At 74.6% G+C, this 17,214-nt stretch carries 15 protein-coding genes; 7 read left to right on the top strand and 8 right to left on the bottom strand.

Features of this window, described 5'->3' with window-relative positions; translation table 11 throughout:
• Nucleotides 1-21 precede the first annotated feature (21 nt).
• Genes ACWEPF_RS26235 through ACWEPF_RS26225 form a run of 3 tightly spaced genes read left to right on the top strand, consistent with a single transcriptional unit; the run spans nucleotide 22 to nucleotide 2,881 of the window.
• Nucleotides 22-2,364: a hypothetical protein gene (locus tag ACWEPF_RS26235; RefSeq protein WP_452174437.1), complete on the top strand. Its 2,343-nt coding sequence runs from the start codon at nucleotides 22-24 to the stop codon at nucleotides 2,362-2,364.
• Nucleotides 2,361-2,513 (top strand): hypothetical protein, encoded by a 153-nt coding sequence (locus ACWEPF_RS26230; RefSeq protein WP_452174436.1) that lies wholly within the window; start codon nucleotides 2,361-2,363, stop codon nucleotides 2,511-2,513. Before ACWEPF_RS26235 ends, ACWEPF_RS26230 begins: the two co-directional genes overlap by 4 nt.
• Entirely contained in the window at nucleotides 2,510-2,881 is a 372-nt protein-coding gene (locus ACWEPF_RS26225; protein WP_452174435.1) for a DUF5955 family protein, read from the top strand. Before ACWEPF_RS26230 ends, ACWEPF_RS26225 begins: the two co-directional genes overlap by 4 nt.
• A gap of 68 nt (nucleotides 2,882-2,949) precedes the next feature.
• Here the strand turns inward: ACWEPF_RS26225 and ACWEPF_RS26220 are convergent, their stop codons facing one another.
• Together ACWEPF_RS26220 and ACWEPF_RS26215 are read right to left on the bottom strand one after the other, a co-directional pair.
• Nucleotides 2,950-3,654: a hypothetical protein gene (locus ACWEPF_RS26220; RefSeq protein WP_345284237.1), complete on the bottom strand. Its 705-nt coding sequence runs from the start codon at nucleotides 3,652-3,654 to the stop codon at nucleotides 2,950-2,952.
• A 305-nt stretch (nucleotides 3,655-3,959) separates the two neighbouring features.
• Entirely contained in the window at nucleotides 3,960-4,559 is a 600-nt protein-coding gene (locus ACWEPF_RS26215; RefSeq protein ID WP_452174434.1) for an NADPH-dependent FMN reductase, read from the bottom strand.
• Nucleotides 4,560-4,716: 157 nt separating this feature from the next.
• On the opposite strand from ACWEPF_RS26215, the gene ACWEPF_RS26210 reads away from it, so the two are divergent.
• Nucleotides 4,717-5,565: a helix-turn-helix domain-containing protein gene (locus ACWEPF_RS26210; RefSeq protein WP_452174433.1), complete on the top strand. Its 849-nt coding sequence runs from the start codon at nucleotides 4,717-4,719 to the stop codon at nucleotides 5,563-5,565.
• A 37-nt stretch (nucleotides 5,566-5,602) separates the two neighbouring features.
• Here the strand turns inward: ACWEPF_RS26210 and ACWEPF_RS26205 are convergent, their stop codons facing one another.
• From ACWEPF_RS26205 to coaE, 4 genes are all read right to left on the bottom strand, one after another.
• Complete coding sequence (locus ACWEPF_RS26205; protein WP_452174432.1) at nucleotides 5,603-6,172, bottom strand: TetR/AcrR family transcriptional regulator; 570 nt, start codon at nucleotides 6,170-6,172, stop codon at nucleotides 5,603-5,605.
• On the bottom strand, nucleotides 6,169-7,251 hold the full coding sequence (locus ACWEPF_RS26200) for a saccharopine dehydrogenase (protein ID WP_452174431.1): 1,083 nt from the start codon (nucleotides 7,249-7,251) through the stop codon (nucleotides 6,169-6,171). The genes ACWEPF_RS26205 and ACWEPF_RS26200 overlap by 4 nt, the downstream gene beginning before the upstream one ends.
• A 79-nt stretch (nucleotides 7,252-7,330) precedes the next feature.
• On the bottom strand, nucleotides 7,331-8,335 hold the full coding sequence (locus ACWEPF_RS26195; RefSeq protein WP_452174430.1) for a septum formation family protein: 1,005 nt from the start codon (nucleotides 8,333-8,335) through the stop codon (nucleotides 7,331-7,333).
• A 147-nt stretch (nucleotides 8,336-8,482) separates the two neighbouring features.
• Nucleotides 8,483-9,076, bottom strand: coding sequence for a dephospho-CoA kinase (gene coaE / locus ACWEPF_RS26190; RefSeq protein WP_452174429.1), 594 nt, complete (start codon nucleotides 9,074-9,076; stop codon nucleotides 8,483-8,485).
• Nucleotides 9,077-9,217: 141 nt separating this feature from the next.
• Between coaE and ACWEPF_RS26185 the strand changes: the two genes are divergently transcribed.
• Nucleotides 9,218-9,367, top strand: a complete 150-nt coding sequence (locus ACWEPF_RS26185) for a hypothetical protein (RefSeq protein WP_345284247.1) — start codon at nucleotides 9,218-9,220, stop codon at nucleotides 9,365-9,367.
• Between the two features lie 7 nt (nucleotides 9,368-9,374).
• On the opposite strand, the gene ACWEPF_RS26180 is transcribed toward ACWEPF_RS26185, so the two are convergent.
• Both ACWEPF_RS26180 and rpsA read right to left on the bottom strand, forming a co-directional pair.
• Nucleotides 9,375-11,600, bottom strand: a complete 2,226-nt coding sequence (locus ACWEPF_RS26180) for an MMPL family transporter (RefSeq protein WP_452174428.1) — start codon at nucleotides 11,598-11,600, stop codon at nucleotides 9,375-9,377.
• A 166-nt stretch (nucleotides 11,601-11,766) separates the two neighbouring features.
• Nucleotides 11,767-13,257 carry a 30S ribosomal protein S1 gene (gene rpsA / locus ACWEPF_RS26175; RefSeq protein ID WP_345284251.1) on the bottom strand — a complete coding sequence of 497 codons (1,491 nt, stop codon included), beginning with the start codon at nucleotides 13,255-13,257 and terminating at the stop codon, nucleotides 11,767-11,769.
• Between the two features lie 499 nt (nucleotides 13,258-13,756).
• Here rpsA and ACWEPF_RS26170 point away from each other — a divergent pair, with 499 nt between their 5' ends.
• Nucleotides 13,757-14,548, top strand: coding sequence for a class I SAM-dependent methyltransferase (locus ACWEPF_RS26170; protein WP_449797413.1), 792 nt, complete (start codon nucleotides 13,757-13,759; stop codon nucleotides 14,546-14,548).
• A 3-nt stretch (nucleotides 14,549-14,551) separates the two neighbouring features.
• Nucleotides 14,552-17,062: an ATP-dependent helicase HrpB gene (gene hrpB / locus ACWEPF_RS26165; RefSeq protein ID WP_452174427.1), complete on the top strand. Its 2,511-nt coding sequence runs from the start codon at nucleotides 14,552-14,554 to the stop codon at nucleotides 17,060-17,062.
• The last annotated feature ends 152 nt before the right edge of the window (nucleotides 17,063-17,214 follow it).

Below are 17,214 nucleotides of genomic sequence, written 5' to 3'. Positions count from 1 at the left end.
CACCTGACGCATGGGGGGCAGATGGAACCGGACGGCGCCACCCACCGGGCCGTGCGGCGCAGGGTGCACCTGCTCGTCCTGGTTCTCCTGCTCACCGGCCTCCCGTGGACCCAGCACGCACTCCCCGCACCCGACGCGGACAACCCGGTGCTCCGCTGGCTGCTGTACCAACTCCGGTTCCCGGCCTGGCTGTCCGACCAGGACCTGGTCGGCACCGTGCTCCGGCTGAGCGAGACCGACGGCCGGATCATCAGCACCACCTCCACCGTCGTCCTGCTGCTGGCGCTGCTCTGGTGGACACCACGGCTGGTGCCGATCGGCCAGGGCCGCGGCCGACTGCTGGCCGGCTGCGTGGGCACCGCCACCCTCGCCACCGTGCTGGCCTCGCTGGCCCACTGGGCCACGCTGTTCCTGGTGCTCCGGGGCTCGGAGCTGTCCAGCGCCGGGGTCGACCTGCTCTTCCCGGTCTCCGCGGACTTCGGCCTGCTGCTGGCGGGCGCCCTCGCCCTCGCCCTGTCCGGTCTCGGTACGGACCCCCTCGGCCACCCGTCCACGGCCCGCCGCCCGGGTCTCGGCCCGGGTCGCCGGACCCGCCCGGCCGCCCCGCCCTCCGAACGGAGCTCCGCGATGTCCGTGCCGCACTCCGCCGGCGTCCCGCTGGGCAGTGATCCCGGCGACGTCACCCGGTACCTGAGCGCCGCCGTCTACACCGACCCCGCCTTCGCCCGCCTGGTCACCGAGGAGCTGGTCGCGGACGAGCTCGGCGCGGTCGCCGCCTCACCGGGGGTGGACCTGGTGCCGGTCGCCCGGCACGCGCTGGCCGCCCAGGCCCTGCGCCGCCGCCGCGACGGCGCGCTGGCCCTGGCCTTCCTGGCGCTATTGCTGGTCAGCCCGCTCTGGCTGCTGCTCACCGGCCTGGTCCTGGCCGTGCTCGGCGCCGCCGCCCGGAGCGGCCGGTACGACCGCTCGGAGGGGTCCGAGCGCGGGCGCCGCGAGGGCGTCACCCCCCGCGCGCTGGTCCTGCTGCTGCTCACCGTCCCGGTGGCGGCGGCCGTCCCGGCGGCCGCCCTGGCCCTGCTGGCGGCGTACGAACCCCCCGGGTTCTGGGCCTGGCTGACCGGGGGCTACCTGGCCGGCGTCCCGGCATTGCTGGCCATGGTCGGCGGACTGGCCGCCGCCCAGCTGCTGACCCTGCGTCACGTCCGGGACGTGGACGCCCGGCTGCGCGGCCAGCTCCACCGCGAGGCCTTCCGGCCGGACGCACCGGTCGAGCCGCTCGGCCCCGACTGGACCGGTGAGCGCCTGCTGGCCATCGCCCGGGCCCAGCAGGGCAACGTCACCGTGCACAGCAGCTACCTGCCGTTCCTCGGCTACGGCCCGGCCCTCGCCACCGTCCCGCCGATCGTCGTCCCCCTGCTGCCCGGGGGCGCCCTGCCGGGCGGACAGCCGTCCGCGATACGGGAGTTCGACGCCTGGGAGCTGATCACGGCCGTGCGCGACCGGCTCCGGGAGACCTCCGACCGGCACTCCGCCGAGCCCCCGGGCGGCGCCGAGGCCGACCTGGCGGGCCTGCGGCTGGAGCACCGCGTCTGGGTCCACGGCACGGTGGCCGCCGACGATCCCCGGCTGCTCCCGGCCGACCTGCTCCACCCGGTCACCCGACTGTCCGAGGAGCAGGTCAGGGAGATCGCGCTCGACCCCGACGGCCGGGCCCGCCACCACCTGGTCGCCCATCTGCCGCTCTGGGGCGACGACGTGGTGCCCAGTCACTTCCTCCGGGTCTCCATCAGCGGGCGGACCCTCCACCTGGACTCCGCGCTGCACGTCCTGCGGCCGGTCCTGGCCGCCCACCACGAGGTCGACCTGCTCCCGCGCGAGCTCTCGGCCGCCCGGCTGGACGCCCTCCGGCTCGCCGCCCTCGGCCAGGCCCCCACCCTGCTGCGCCGGGCCCCCTCCGCCTACCTCGACCTGGCCGGCTACGACCGCCGCCACCGCAACCGGCTGCGGCGGGGGCTCCTCGCCCTCGCACACGACCCGGCGTTCGACCACGGCGCCCGCCTCAGCGTCCGGGAGGCCGCCGCGGGCCCGGGCTTCCCGAACCACTACCAGGAGAGCGACTGCGTCCACACCGCCCTGGCCCTGTTCCAGCACGCGCTCACCGCCGTCCGCGACTTCCTGGACGAGCACGGCGTGGACACCGGCCCGCTGACCGCCCAGCAGCAGAACAACCTGGTGAACTTCGGGGTCATCCAACAGGGCGGGATCAGCCAGGTCGGCAACCAGGCCGTCGGCCCCGGCGCCCTCGCCCAGTCCTCCCCCGCACCGGGTGCACCGTCCGTCCAGCAACCGAGGAGCCCGCGTTGACCCACTCCGACCCCGGCGCCAACTACGGCGTCCAGCAGTCCGGCGGCCACAGCCAGGTCGGCAACCAGGCCGTCGGCCCCGGCGCCCTCGCCCAGTCCTCCCCCGCACCGGCCGCACCGTCCGTCCAGCAACCGAGGAGCCAGCGTTGACCCACTCCGACCCCGGCGCCAACTACGGCGTCCAGCAGTCCGGCGGCCACAGCCAGGTCGGCAACCAGGCCGTCGGCCCCGGCGCCCGGGCCATCGCCCACCAGATCGCCTTCCAGCCCGCCGCCCCGTCCCGCCGGGTCGAGGAACTCCTCGCCGTCATCGAGCAGTTGCTCACCGCCCACGCCGGCGAACTCCCCGACCCCGAGACCCCGCAGGTCGAACTCCGCCGCCTGCGCGAGGAGCTCGCCGAGGACGACCCCCAGCCCGGCGTCCTGCGCCGCGCCCTGGACCGCCTCACCGCCATCGCCGTCCCGATCGCCCCCCTCGCCACGGCGGTCGCCGAACTCACCACCGCCGTACTCGGCTGACGGGGCCTGTCGGACCGGCAGCCAGACGGGCAGCCGGCCAGGCACGGCCGACGGGACCGGCGGGGCCGCTACTCCTCCTCGCGGGCGTGGCGGCCGCCGGTGCCCCGGGTGAAACGACCCGTCAGGCCGGCCGCCACGGCCGCGGCGAGCAGCACGGCGGCCGGGATCGCCAGGTGGAGGGCGGGCCGGTACTCCACCAGCCCGTCCGGCAGTTCGACCACCCAGCCCAGCCGCTCCGCGAGGTGCAGCGGGTCGTAGGTGGCGCAGCCGTACGCGACCGCCGCGAAGCCGAGCGCGAAGAGCAGCAGCACCCAGCTGCGCTCCCCCGCCCCGAGCAGCAGCAGGGCCCCGGCCGCGACCACCAGCGGGGTGGCACCGTTGAAGACCAACAGGTGCGCCGAGGCGGCCCAGGCCGAGGGGCTGCGCAGCCCGTTCCACCCGATCACGGTGAGCACCGCCGCCGCCCCGCCGAGCAGCACCATCCCGAGCACCGCCGGCACCACCCGCACCGGCCGCCCGGCCCGCCGGTAGCGGCGCAGCACCAGCCAGCAGGCGAGCACCAGCGCGAGGGCCCAGTACACCGCCAGCCACCCCGGCCGGGCCAGCTCGTGGGTCCCGAGCAGCCCGCCGGGCGAGCGGAAGACCACCGCCGCGCAGAACCCGTCGGGCACCACCTGGCGGCAGCCGTCCACGGGCACCCGGTACAGCGGCAGCGAACAGCCGATCAGCACCCCGAACAGCGCGAGCACGTACCAGTACCGCCGTACGGCCATCCGCCCCACCCTCCCCTCCTGCCGAGCACCTCGAACGATTGCCCGGCAGTCTCCACGCAACCCGCCCCGCACACAAGGACCCGGACGTTTCCCTCCTGCCAATTTCCGCCCAACACCGGGCATTTGGCACACGTGACCGCCGCTTGGGTCCGAACCGGAGCGTGCGGCGCGATCTTCGAACTGATCTTCCTCGTGGTCCTGGGATGCGCCGCGATCATGGGGCCGGCCACTCTGCTCACCCCGGTCGCCGCCCTCCAGGCGGTGGGTGGCGCCCGGCTCTACAAGCCGGCCCAGCCGGCCCAGCCTCAGGCCACGAACGGCCGGTCCCGGCGGGCGTCGTGGAGCACCGACCCCCACCAGGCGAGCTGGTCGAGCATCGCCTTGGCCGCCGCCTCGGGGCCGTCCGGGGCGTGCAGGGTGCCGTCGGCCGCGAAGAGTTCGTAGAACCGGGGGAAGGAGACGTACTCCCGCACCGCGTGGGCGTTCAACTCGCCGAAGACCTGCCGCAGCTGCTCGATCGCCAGCACGCCGCCGCTGGCACCGCTGTAGCCGACGAAGCCGACCGCCTTCGCAGCCCACTCCTGGTAGTACCAGTCGACGGCCGCCTTCAGGGAGGCCGGGAAGCTGCGGTTGTAGTCGGGCGTCAGGACGACCACCGCGTCCGCGTCCGCCAGCCTCGCCGTCAGCCCCGCCATCCGCTCGGGGCGCGGCAGTTCGGGGTGCATCGCGGGCGGCGTGGCCGGCAGCGACACCGGGACGTCGTACTCCGCGAGGTCCACCACCTCCACCGCGAACGCGCCGTGCTCCGCCGCACGGCCCGCGAACCAGTCGGCCACCACCGGGCCGAAGCGGCCCTCCCGCACGCTGCCGACGAGGACGACCAGATTGAGCTTGTCACCGGACATGGAAATGCTCCTGACGATGGATCGGATCTTCCGGACCGGCCCCCGACCGGGGCCGCTCCACCAATCTGCCGCCCCACCGGAGCCGGAGGGAGACCGCGCCGAGGGTGGTAGTACCAGGGCCACGATCCGCCGCGCCCCGCCTGTTAGCGTCGCCCCCATGAGCGACAACGAGTTGGGACTCTTCCTGCGCCTGCGCCGCGAGTCGGTGACGCCCGCCGAGGCCGGTCTGCCGACCGGCACCCGCCGCCGGACACCGGGGCTGCGCCGGTCCGAACTCGCCACCCTCGCCGGGGTCAGCGTGGAGTACCTGACCCGGCTGGAGCAGGGCCGGGACCGCCGGCCCTCCACCGAGGTGCTCGGCGCACTGGGCGACGCGCTGCGGATGACCATGTCCGAGCGCGTGCACCTGCACCGCCTCGCCAAGGGAGCCGACGGTTCGTTCAGCTGCACCGGCGGCGCCCAGCCCCGCCGGGCCGTCCGGCCGACGGTGCGGGCCCTGCTCGACCGGCTGGAGCCGGGCCCCGCCGTCCTGGTCAACCGGCTCGGCGAGGTGCTCGCCGCCACCTCCGGCTACCGCCTGCTGATGGAGCCGATCGGCCTGCTGGACGGCCCGTGGCCCAGCCTCCCCCGCTACGTCTTCACCGACCCGCGGGCCCGCATCGCCCTCCCCGACTGGGAGCAGGCGGCCGACGAACAGGTGGCCGCCCTCAAGCAGGGCCCTGGCCGCTCGGACCCCCATGTCGCCGCCCTGATGGACGAGTTGACGGTGGCGGCCGGTGCCGGGTTCCGCCACCGGCTGGAGCGGCTGGCCGGTCTGCCCCGCACCAGCGGCACCACCCGCCTGACCCACCCGGAGGCCGGCGCCCTGCGACTGGCCTACGAGACCCTCGACCTCCCCGCCGACGACGAGCAGCGCCTGATCGTCCACCTGCCCGCCGACGAGGCCACCGCCGCCGCCCTCGACCGCCTCACCGGCCGCCGCCCCGGCGCCCTGCGCGCCGTCTGACGCACCGGACGTCGGAGCGGGACACCACCCGGCCGGCCTATCCCAGGAGCAACAGCCGCGCGGCCGACAGGAGTTGACCGTCCGTCCCGGCCGAGGAGCGCCCCGCCACCCCCGACCGGAAGAGCGAGGCCCCCTCGATCAGTGCCACGAAGGCCTCCGCCCTGGCCAGGCACTCGGCCACCGGAAGCTCCGGACGCCAACCCCCGATCTGCCCGGCCACCAGCCGCCCGTAGTCGGCGTAGAACGCCCGGACCGCCGCCGCCACCGCCTCGTCCCGCGCCGCCAGCGCCCACAACTCCACGAACAGCCGCACCAGCTCGCCGTCCTGGTGCTGGGCCAGCAGCATCGCCACCAGCCGCTCGGGGTCGGCCTCGGTGGCGGCGCTCTCCGCCCCGAGCTGCTCCAGTGAGCGGTGCAGCACCCGGGCCAGCAGCTCCGCCACCAGCTGGTCCCGGCTCGGGAAGTAGTACTGCAGGTGCCCGAGCCGCACTCCGGCCGCCTCGGCCACCGCCCGCAGCGACAGGGCCCCGTGACCGCCCGTCACCAGGGTGCGCTCCGCCGCGTCCAGGATGGCCGTCCGCCGCGCGCTCCCCTTCGCCGTGCTCACGCCGCGACCGCCCCGACGGCCCCGGCCCCGACCACCACTCCCAGCTCCGCGAGCGCGGTGAGGACCCCGCCCGGCAGCGGGTGCTGCTCCGGGAAGGCGAGCCCGGACGGTGCCGCGGCGCCGTCCTCCCCCAGCACCCGCCGCAGCCCCAACAGGGCTCCCACCGCCGTGAGATGGGCCTGCCCGAGCGGATCGGTGACGGTCCAGGACGCCCGCCCCCGGGGCCCGGTGGCGTCCAGCCGGATCCGCGCGGTGCCGCCCTGCCCGGGCGCGTACAGCAGGCGGCGCCTGGTCGGCTGCCAGCGCTCGCCCGAGGCCCAGCGGAAGAAACCGAGGCGGCCGAGGCCGAGCAGCGCATTGGTGGCGCCCGTGCTGCTGAAGCCGATCCGGGTGGCCACGCCGGTGGCGCCCAGGGTGAGCGGGAGGGTGAACTGCTCTGGGGTGTCGATCCGCGCCACCTTGGTCCGCTCGCCGCCCACGACCACCGTCCGCGCCCCGGTCAGCGGCACCACCGGCGCGGTCCGGCCGCCCTCGGTGGCTTCGAAGGCGAGGCCCAGCCGGTCCATGAACTCCACCGAGTCGGCCCCGGCCCGGTCGGCGAGGTCGTAGCGGATGGCGGTGTCCAGCGTCTCCAGCCCGCCCAGCCGCTCGGCGAGTGCGGCGGCCAGCAGCGGGACCACCCCGCCCATCCAGCCGGAGGAGAGCAGCACCGGCCCGCCCGCCGGGGCCAGCGAGACGCGGGCGACGGCCCGCTGCAGCCGCGCCGTCCAGCGGGTCACGTCCACGTACGGGACCGCGCCGCGCAGGGCCGCGTCCAGCGCCCGGTCGGCCGGGTCGTTCACCAGGGCCACCACGGCCCGCACCCCGGCGGCGAAGGGCTCCGGGTCGGCCAGGTCCCACCGCCGGGCCTCGGCGCCGGTCTCCCGGCAGAGCTCCGCGGCCCGCTCCGGACTACGGCCGGCCAGCAGCAACGGTGCGAACGGGGCTGCGGCGCGGGCGAGTTCGGCCCCGACGGTGCCGTAGCCGCCGAGCAGCAGGACCGGTCCGGCGGGGTCGTGGGAGAGCTGATCGAGTGTCATGGGCCCAATATAGGTCACTCGACCTAAAAACGGAGCCGCGAACGGCCCCCGCCGTGATCCGGCGGGGGCCACCGTGCGGTCAGACCTGGAGCCCGCCCGGCGCCGTCGTCCCCGCCGCGGGGGCCCCCGTCGAGCCGGTGGCCAGCCCGAGCGCCTTGCGGACCGCCGTCGCGGGGCCAATGCTGTCCGAGGAGATCTCGTCCGCCGAGTCCGCCAGGTCCTCCAGGTCCTCGGCGTCGCCCACGTGCACGGCCGCCCGCCAGGCGGCGGTCTCCCGGTCCTTGGCGTCCAGCATCCTGCTCATCGGTTGCCTGACCGCCTCCGGCCACACCACCGCCCGCAGCGCCTGGGCCTCCCGCTCCGAGGCCTCGGCCATCTGCCGCACCCACTCCGCCAGGTCGGCGCGCTCGACCTCGCCGGAGCCGTTGTACGGGTCCTCCGCGTAGGCCCGGTTGTACGGGTTGACCGCACGCAGGTAGGCGAGCTGACTCTCGTTCAGCGAGCCGGCGGCGACCCGCACCGAACCGGTGGAGCCCGTCCTGCCACCGTCGAAGACGCAGAGCGCCTCCCGCTTCCCGGCCGCCCACTGACGGCTCGACGGGTAGATGTGGGACTCCCCCACGTGCCGCGGCATCGCCCAGCTGTCCGGGGCGTACGCGTCCCACTGCGGAGAGCAGGCCAGCACCGCCGCGTGCGAGATCTGCCGTTCGGTCGGCGCGGCCCCCAGTGAGTCCTCCAACCGGACGGTGCCGGCCACCTCGCCCTCGTGCCGCTGCTCGCAGGGGACGACCCGCAGCCGGGAGAGCAGCACCGAGTCGTCCTCGCCGCTCCGCAGCCCCTCGACGTAGCACTGCCCGGTCGCGGGCCCGGCCCCGGAGGCGACCGCCTCGCGCACCAGGTCGTCCACCTTGGCGTAGAGCAGCGTCCCCGCCACCACGACGGCGGCCACGACCGCCGCCGCCGTCCCCAGCAGGAACCGCCTCCGGCTCCCTCCGGCCGACGCGACGGCGGGCGCGGCGGCGGCCGGAACGGCCCACGGGTCGGTGGCGGACGGACCGCCGGGGAACGGCTGGTTCTCGGTCATGGCGGTACGACTCCCCCTGGCGCCCGCGCGTCTCCGCTACGGGCAGGTGTTCGACAAGATCACCGAGACCTTAGCCGAACAGACCGGACGCCCGTGCGGAATACCGGCCCGCGACACCACCCCACGACACCGGCCCGCGGCACCGTCTCAGAGCCGCTCGCGCAGCCGCTCCCACACCGCGCGCACCTGCGGCGCCAGCTCGGCCAGCGGCCCGCTGTTGTCGATCACCAGATCGGCCACCGCCAGCCGCGCCGAGCGGGTCGCCTGGGCCGCCATCCGGGCCTCGGCCTCCTCGGCCGCCATCCCCCGCAGCCGCACCAGCCGGTCCAGCCGCACCTCGTCCTCGGCATCCACCACGACCACCAGGTCGTACAGCGGCGCCAGCCCGTTCTCCGCCAGCAGCGGGACGTCGTGCACCACGACGTCGGCGTCCCCGGCGGCGGCCTCCAGCTCCGCGGAGCGGGCCCGTACCAGCGGGTGGACGATCGCGTTCAGCGCGGCCAGCCGCTCCGGGTCGCCGAAGACCAGCGCGCCGAGCGCCGGCCGGTCCAGCGTGCCGTCCTCGCGCAGCACCCCCTCGCCGAACTCGGCCACCACCGCGCGCAGCCCGTCCGTCCCCGGCTCCACCACCTCACGGGCGATCAGGTCGGAGTCCACGATCACCGCACCCAGTGCGGCGAACTGCCGGGACACCTCGCTCTTGCCCGCCCCGATCCCGCCCGTCAGTCCGATCCTCAGCATGCGGGCCAGGCTACCGCCTACCGGCGTACGCTCCGCCGCCCGGGTGAGCCGCCATTCCCTCGCCGCCGCACCGGCGTTGTGCAGGGCGCTCCGTACGAACCACGCCACACCCCACCGAGCAAGGAACCCCGAGGAACCCTCATGAAGCTCACCCGCACCCGGCTCGCGCTCCTGCTCGCCACCACCGTCGGCGGCCTGCTGCTCACCGCCGGCCCGGCCGCCGCCTGCGACGCGCTCGGCGGACTGTCCGCCCTCAACGGCGACTTCGGCAACTCCTGCACCCTGCGCTGACCCACCGTCAGCCGACCGGGGCGGGCACCTTCTCCGTCACCGGCCCGTCCACCGGCGGCGCCTGGGCCGGCAGCACCGGCTGCGGCAGCGGCGGCAGCGCCACGTGCTCGGTCAGCCCGAACCGCCGGTGCAGTCGGCGCAGCGGCGCCGGTGCCCACCAGTTGAACTCGCCGAACAGCGTCATCGCGGCCGGCACCAGCAGGCAGCGCACCAGGGTGGCGTCCACCGCCACGGCAACCGCGAGCGCGATCCCCATCTCCTTGACCATCAGCATCTGCCCGGCCGCGAAGCCCGCGAAGACGATGACCATCAGCAGCGCGGCCGAAGTGATGATCTTCCCGCTGCGCTGGAGTCCGAGCTCCACCGCGCGCGAGCAGCTGTGGCCCTGGTCCCGGAGCTCCTTGATCCGGGCCAGCAGGAAGACCTCGTAGTCCATCGAGAGCCCGAAGGCGAAGGCGAAGACCAGCACGGGTATGAAGGTCTCCAGCCCGCCCGTCGGCGTGAAGCCGAGCAGGCCGCTGAAGTAGCCGTGCTGGAAGACCAGGGTCAGCGCGCCGAGCGAGGCCCCGAGCGAGAGGACGTTCATCAGCAGGGCCTTGACCGGCATCACCACCGAGCCGGTCATCAGGAAGAGCAGCACCAGCGTGCCGACGGCGACCAGGCCCAGCGCCCACGGGCCGCGGGTGACGATCTCGTGCTGGAAGTCCACCACCGAGGCGGCGTCCCCGGTGACGTGGGTGGTCATCCCGTCGCGCTGCTCGCGCAGCTCCTTCACCACCCGCTTGGCCTCGGCGCCCTGCGGATCGCCGTGGACCAGCACCTCCACGGTGCTCACCCCCGGCGAGACCGCGGTCACGGCCCGGACCCCGGCGACGTCGGGGAGCTTGGAGACCACCTGGTCGGCGTAGTGCTGGGCGGCCGCCCGGTCGGCCTCGACCACCACCGTCACCGGTGCGGGGGCCAGGGCCGGGAAGCGCTGCTCGACGGTCTCGGCCACCTGCCGGCCGGCCGAGGAGGCCGGCAGCACGGCGGCGCCGGAGCTGCGCCAGTCGGAGCCGAGGAAGGGGGCGCCGGCCGCCATCAGCAGCGCCACGCAGGCCAGCACCACCGGGATCGCCCGGCGCTGCACCCGCCGCACCGTCCGGGTGAAGAAGCCCTCGTCGGGCACCGGCTCGGTGGGGGTCTTGACCTTGTGGCCGACGAAGCCCAGCAGTGCGGGGATCAGGGTCAGCGCGGCCGCGACGGCGATCACCACCACGCTCACCCCGGCCACCGCGACCGCCCGGAAGACCGGGCTGGTGAAGACGAAGAGACCGGAGAGCGCGACGGCCACGGTCAGGCCGGAGAACATGACGGTCCGTCCGGCGGTGGCCGCCGTCCGCTCCACCGCGGCGGCGATCGCGGCCCCGTGGCCGCGCTCCTCGCGGAAGCGGTTGACCATCAGGAGGGCGTAGTCGATGGAGAGTCCGAGACCGAGCACGGTGGCGATCGGCAGCACGCTGGTGTCGATGTCCATCAGCCGGCTGAAGCCGAACATGGCCAGCAGCGCCCCGCCCACCGAGGCGACCGCCCCGATCACCGGCAGGCTGGCGGCCGCGAAGCCGCCGAAGACCAGCACCATGACCAGCAGCGTCAACGGCAGCGTGACGATCTCACCGAAACGGGTGTCCGCCTGGGTCTGGGCGACCACCTCCTGCTGGGTCACCAGGTCCCCGCCGACGGTCACCTTGGCACCCGGCGCGTGGATCCCCTTCAAGCCGTCCGTCACGGCCTTGAGCTGCGCGTCGGTCGAGCCGTCCGCCATCCGCACGGAGACCAGCGAGGCCTTCCCGTCCGCGGCGCTCAGCGCCCCGTCACTGCCGTACGTGTCGGCCACCGAGAGCACCCCGGGCAGCTTCCCGATCACCGAAGTGGCGTCCGTGACGGCCGACTTCACCGCCGGGTCGGTCACCTGTACGCCGTCCACCACCGCGGTGACGGTCCCCCGCGAGGGGTCGGCCTGGGCCAGCACGGCGGCGCCGGCCGAGGACTCCGAGCCCTTGGCGTCGGTGGCCGAGACGGTGCCCTCGAACACCTTCCCGCCGATCAGCACGCCGAGGACGAGCACCACCGCCCAGAGGCCGAGCACCCAGCGGCGGCGCCGGAAGCAGAACCGACCGAGGGCCGCGAGCCGTCCGCCGACCTTCTGGTCGTCGGACGGGGAGGGGGGTGCCGCAGTGAGGATTGTGCGCATGGTGCGTAGGCCTTTCGGGCGGTTCCCCACCAAGCTAGGTGTAAACCACCCAATTCCCTATACCGCTGCGCCGCGATCCATCTCACACGAACGGACCCCCCGTCCCGGGAACCGGGACGGGGGGTCCGTGTACTACCAGACCTCAGAGACCGAGGTCAGGCGGTGTTCAGCTCTGGCCGCCGGCCAGCTTCTCGCGGAGCGCGGCGAGCGCCTCGTCCGAAGCGAGGGCGCCGGAGCCCTCGTCGCTGGCCGAGGTGTAGGAGCCACCGGCAGCGGCGGCGACGGCGTCGCCACCCTCGGCAGCGGCCTCGGCGTCGGCCTCACGGCTCTTGATGACCTGAGCCTGGTGGGCCTCGAAGCGGGTCTGCGCCTCGGCGTACTGGCGCTCCCACTCCTCACGCTGCTTCTCGAAGCCCTCGAGCCAGTCGTTGGCCTCGGGGTCGAAGCCCTCGGGGTAGATGTAGTTGCCCGCGTCGTCGTACGAGGCGGCCATACCGTAGAGGGTCGGGTCGAACTCGGCCGCGGCGGCGTCGCCACCGAGGGCCTCGTTGGCCTGCTTCAGCGAGAGGCTGATGCGACGACGCTCGAGGTCGATGTCGATGACCTTGACGAAGATCTCGTCGCCGACCTGGACGACCTGCTCCGGGATCTCCACGTGGCGCTCGGCCAGCTCGGAGATGTGGACCAGACCCTCGATGCCCTCGTCCACGCGGACGAACGCACCGAACGGAACCAGCTTGGTGACCTTACCCGGGACGACCTGGCCGATCTGGTGGGTCCGGGCGAACTGCTGCCACGGGTCCTCCTGGGTCGCCTTCAGCGACAGGGAGACGCGCTCGCGGTCCATGTCGACGTCGAGGACCTCGACGGTGACCTCCTGGCCGACCTCGACGACCTCGGACGGGTGGTCGATGTGCTTCCAGGACAGCTCGGAAACGTGGACCAGACCGTCGACGCCACCCAGGTCCACGAAGGCACCGAAGTTGACGATCGAGGAGACGACGCCGGAGCGCACCTGACCCTTCTGGAGGGTGGTGAGGAAGGTCTGGCGGACCTCGCTCTGGGTCTGCTCCAGCCAGGCACGGCGGGACAGGACCACGTTGTTGCGGTTCTTGTCCAGCTCGATGATCTTGGCCTCGAGCTCCTTGCCCACGTAGGGCTGGAGGTCGCGGACGCGGCGCATCTCGACCAGCGAGGCCGGGAGGAAGCCACGGAGGCCGATGTCGAGGATGAGACCACCCTTGACGACCTCGATGACGGTACCGGTGACGATGCCGTCCTCTTCCTTGATCTTCTCGATCGTGCCCCAGGCACGCTCGTACTGAGCGCGCTTCTTGGACAGGATCAGACGACCCTCCTTGTCCTCCTTCTGGAGAACCAGGGCCTCGATCTCGTCGCCGACCTTGACGACCTCGTGCGGGTCAACGTCGTGCTTGATCGAGAGCTCGCGGGAGGGGATGACACCCTCGGTCTTGTAACCGATGTCGAGGAGCACCTCGTCACGGTCGACCTTCACGATGATGCCCTCGACGATGTCGCCATCGTTGAAGTACTTGATGGTCTCGTCAATGGCGGCGAGGAAAGCCTCGGCATCGCCGATGTCGTTGACCGCAACCTGCGGGGTGGTGCTGACAGAGGTGTCGGTGGGGCTCGTCATTAGGAAAAGGGCTCCGGTACGGACATGAAGTCGTAGGTAATGCCACGCGGAGGGCCCGTATCGCTCCCACCGAAAGCCGGACAGCCAAGACGACGGCCCACCTGTCTGGGTAACCAGATGGTGTCCGTCTTGCGACCGTGGGGTCTTCGACAGATGCGAGCGCGACCTGCTCCGTCCGAGGCGCGCAGGCCCGCAGCGCAACTTGTAGCATACGGGGACAGCCGGGCACGGTCAACGTCGAAGACGACGAGACGGTGGAGGCCGGGATGGATCAGGCCATATCCTCCGATTGCGCACCCAGCAGGTGGCAGCCACAGGGGCCTCTCCCCGGATGCCACGGCCGTGAACCGGACCTCGTAGAGGACCGCTCGCGACAGCAGCGCTTCCGCACCCCATACCCTACGCGACGGGCTCCACGACCTTGGCCACCACCCCCTCCTCCACCGACCCCGACGACCTCGCGCCGCTCGACCTCCCCGAGGAGGACGAGGACGAGGCGCTGCGGCGGGACGCCGAAGCCGGCGAGTCCAGCCGGGCCAGCCGTCACTGGTGGGACCGGAACGCGGACGAGTACCAGGACGAGCACGGCGCGTTCCTGGGCGACGACCGCTTCACCTGGTGCCCCGAGGGCCTGGACGAGGCCGAGGCCAGGCTGCTCGGCGACCCGGCCGGGCTCAAGGGGCTGCGGGTGCTGGAGCTCGGCGCCGGCGCGGCCCAGTGCTCGCGCTGGCTGGCCGCCCAGGGGGCGGTGCCGGTGGCGCTGGACATCTCCTACCGGCAGCTGCAGCACTCCCGGCGGATCGACCTCGGCCGGGGCACCGAGCCGCTGCCGGTGGTGCAGGCGGACGCGGGCGTGCTGCCGTTCGCGGACGGCTCCTTCGACCTGGCCTGCTCGGCCTACGGGGCGGTGCCGTTCAGCGCCGACACCGCCGAGCTGATGCGCGAGGTGCACCGGGTGCTGCGGCCCGGGGCCCGCTGGGTGTTCTCGGTGACCCACCCGATCCGCTGGGCCTTCCCGGACGAGCCGGGGGTGGAGGGGCTGACGGCCACCGCCTCGTACTTCGACCGCACCCCGTACGTCGAGCAGGACGCCGAGGGGCGGGCCACCTACGTGGAGCACCACCGGACGGTGGGCGACCGGGTGCGCGAGCTGACCGGGGCGGGCTTCCGGCTGCTGGACCTGGTCGAGCCGGAGTGGCCGGAGGGGCTGGAGCAGGAGTGGGGCGGCTGGAGCCCGCTGCGCGGCCGGCTGATCCCGGGCACCGCGGTCTTCGTCGCCGAGCGGGGCTGAGCCGTGCGCTCCGCCGGGCTCGAACTACCGGTCCGCACCGCCGTGCCCGCGCTCCAGCGGGCGCTGGCCTCGGACGGGGTGGCGGTGCTCTCCGCCCCGCCCGGGACGGGCAAGACCACGCTCGTCCCGCTGGCACTGGCCGGGCTGGCCGACGGGCTTCCGGGCCCGGCGCGGCGGGTGCTGGTGGCCGAGCCGCGGCGGCTGGCGGTGCGGGCGGCGGCCCGGCGGATGGCCTGGCTGCTGGGGCAGCCGGTCGGCGGGGCGGTCGGCCTGACGGTGCGCGGCGAGCGGCGGGCGGGGCCCTCGACGGTGGTCGAGGTGGTCACCACCGGGGTGTTGCTGCAACGGCTGCAGCGGGACCAGGAGCTGACCGGGGTCGACGTGGTGGTGCTGGACGAGTGCCATGAGCGGCACCTGGACGCGGACACCGCACTGGCCTTCCTGCTGGACGTGCGCGGCGCACTGCGGCCGGAGCTGCGGATCGTCTGCGCCTCGGCCACCTCGGACACCGCCGCCTGGGCCGAACTGCTGGGCGGCGCACCGGTGGTGGAGGCGCACGGCGTCTCGTACCCGGTGGAGACGGTCTGGGCGCCGCCGCCGCGCGGGGTCCGGCCGCCGCAGGGGACGCGGGTGGACCCGCTGCTGCTGGAGCACGTGGCCGCGACGGTGCGGCGGGCCCTCTCGGAGCGCGACGGGGACGTGCTGTGCTTCCTGCCGGGGGTGGGGGAGATCGCCCGGGTGGCAGGGCAGTTGGGGGCATCCGGGGTCGAGGTGCTGCAGCTGCACGGGCAGGCTCCGGCGGCGGTGCAGGACGCCGCGCTGACGGCGGGCGAGGGACGCCGGGTGATCCTGGCGACCTCGGTGGCGGAGTCCTCGCTGACCGTGCCGGGCGTGCGGGTGGTGGTCGACTCCGGATTGGCCCGGGAACCGCGCACCGACCACGCGCGCGGCCTGTCCGGGCTGGTGACGGTGCGGGCCTCGCTGGCGGCGGCCCGGCAGCGCGCCGGCCGGGCCGGCCGCGAGGCTCCCGGGGTGGTCTACCGGTGCTGGGCCGAGGCGGAGGACGCGCTGGCGCCGCGCTTCCCGACCCCGGAGATCGCCCAGGCCGAGCTGACCTCCTTCGCGCTCCAGGCGGCCTGCTGGGGCGATCCGACGGCCGCCGGGCTCGCGCTGCCGGACCGCCCGCCCGCCGGGGCGATGGCGGCGGCGCGTCAGGTGCTGGCCGGCCTGGGCGCGGTGGACTCGGACGGGCGGGCCACCGCCCGCGGACAGCGGATCGTCCGCAGCGGGCTGCACCCGCGGCTGGCCCGGGCGCTGCTGGACGGCGCGGAGCTGGTCGGGGCACGGCGGGCGGCGGAGGTGGTGGCGCTGCTCTCCGAGGAGCCGCCGCGGGCCTTCGGCGACGACCTGACCGAGGTCTGGCGGCGGGTGCGGTCGGGATCGTCCGACGACCCGTACGCGCGGCGGTGGAAGGACGAGGTGCGGCGGCTGGGGCGGCTGGTGGAGGGAGTCGGCGACAGCTCCTCGGTGACGGAGCGTCATGTGCCGGGGATGGTGGCCGCCTTGGCGTACCCGGAGCGGATCGCGCGGGCGCGGGCCGCGGACGGGCCGTACCTGATGGCCTCGGGGACGGCCGCCGAGCTGGGAGCCGGTTCGCGTCTGGCGGGCGAGGAGTGGCTGGCGGTGGCGGTCGCGGACCGTCCGGCCGGGGCGCACTCGGCCCGGGTGCGGCTCGCGGCGGCCCTGCAGGAGGAGACCGCGCGGGTGGCCGGGGCGGCGCTGCTGGCCTCCCGCGAGGAGGTCGCATGGTCCTCGCGGCAGGGCGAGTTGACGGCGCGGCGGGTGTCCGCGCTGGGGGCGGTGGAGCTGGAGGCGGCGCCGCTGGCGAAGCCGGATCCGGAGCTGGTGCGGGCCGCACTGCTGGACGGACTGGCCCGGGAGGGGGTCGGGGCGCTGCTGCGGTGGACGCCGGAGGCGATCGGGCTGCGGGCCCGACTGGCCTTCCTCCAGCGGGAGTTGGGTGAGCCCTGGCCCGAGGTGGACGACGCGGCACTGGCCGGGGGCGGCTGGCTGGAGCCGGAGCTGTCCCGGGCCCGGCGGCGGGCGGACCTGGAGCGGATCGACGTGGCCTCGGCCTTGCAGCGGCTGCTGCCCTGGGCCTCCGGCCAGGCCGGGCGACTGGAGGAGCTGGCCCCGGAGCGGATCACCGTGCCGAGCGGCTCGCGGATCCGGGTGGACTACTCGGGCGACCGGCCGGTGCTGGCGGTCAAGCTGCAGGAGCTTTTCGGCTGGCAGGCCGCGCCGAAACTGGCGGACGGACGGGTGCCCCTGACGGTCCACCTTCTCTCCCCCGCCGGCCGCCCGGCCGCCGTCACCGGCGACCTCGCCACCTTCTGGCGCGAGGGGTACAAGGCGGTCCGGGCCGACCTGCGCGGCCGCTACCCCCGCCACCCGTGGCCGGAAGACCCGAGCACGGCGGAGCCGACCAAGCGGACCAACCCCCGCAAGGGCTGAAGGCACGGGGCCCGGCAGGGCGGCGGCCCAGGGGCGCGAGGAACTGCGCGAGGCGGAAGAAGGAGACCCATGTGCCGGGTACGGAGATTCACTTGCACGTGAGTGCCCGTACCCGGCACACGGGAAGTCGCCTGCCGCCTCGCGCAGTTCCT

The organism is Kitasatospora sp. NPDC004289 (assembly GCF_053602875.1).
Note: the sequence above shows the minus strand (reverse complement) of the source record. Positions and strands in the feature narration are given on the sequence as shown.

Coding starts and splice junctions, on each gene's coding strand:
- ACWEPF_RS26235 (WP_452174437.1), top strand. CDS start 22: ATGGAACCGGACGGCGCCACCCACCGGGCCGTGCGGCGCAGGGTGCAC.
- ACWEPF_RS26220 (WP_345284237.1), bottom strand. CDS start 3,654: ATGGCCGTACGGCGGTACTGGTACGTGCTCGCGCTGTTCGGGGTGCTG.
- ACWEPF_RS26215 (WP_452174434.1), bottom strand. CDS start 4,559: ATGTCCGGTGACAAGCTCAATCTGGTCGTCCTCGTCGGCAGCGTGCGG.
- ACWEPF_RS26210 (WP_452174433.1), top strand. CDS start 4,717: ATGAGCGACAACGAGTTGGGACTCTTCCTGCGCCTGCGCCGCGAGTCG.
- ACWEPF_RS26200 (WP_452174431.1), bottom strand. CDS start 7,251: ATGACACTCGATCAGCTCTCCCACGACCCCGCCGGACCGGTCCTGCTG.
- ACWEPF_RS26195 (WP_452174430.1), bottom strand. CDS start 8,335: ATGACCGAGAACCAGCCGTTCCCCGGCGGTCCGTCCGCCACCGACCCG.
- coaE (WP_452174429.1), bottom strand. CDS start 9,076: ATGCTGAGGATCGGACTGACGGGCGGGATCGGGGCGGGCAAGAGCGAG.
- ACWEPF_RS26185 (WP_345284247.1), top strand. CDS start 9,218: ATGAAGCTCACCCGCACCCGGCTCGCGCTCCTGCTCGCCACCACCGTC.
- ACWEPF_RS26180 (WP_452174428.1), bottom strand. CDS start 11,600: ATGCGCACAATCCTCACTGCGGCACCCCCCTCCCCGTCCGACGACCAG.
- rpsA (WP_345284251.1), bottom strand. CDS start 13,257: ATGACGAGCCCCACCGACACCTCTGTCAGCACCACCCCGCAGGTTGCG.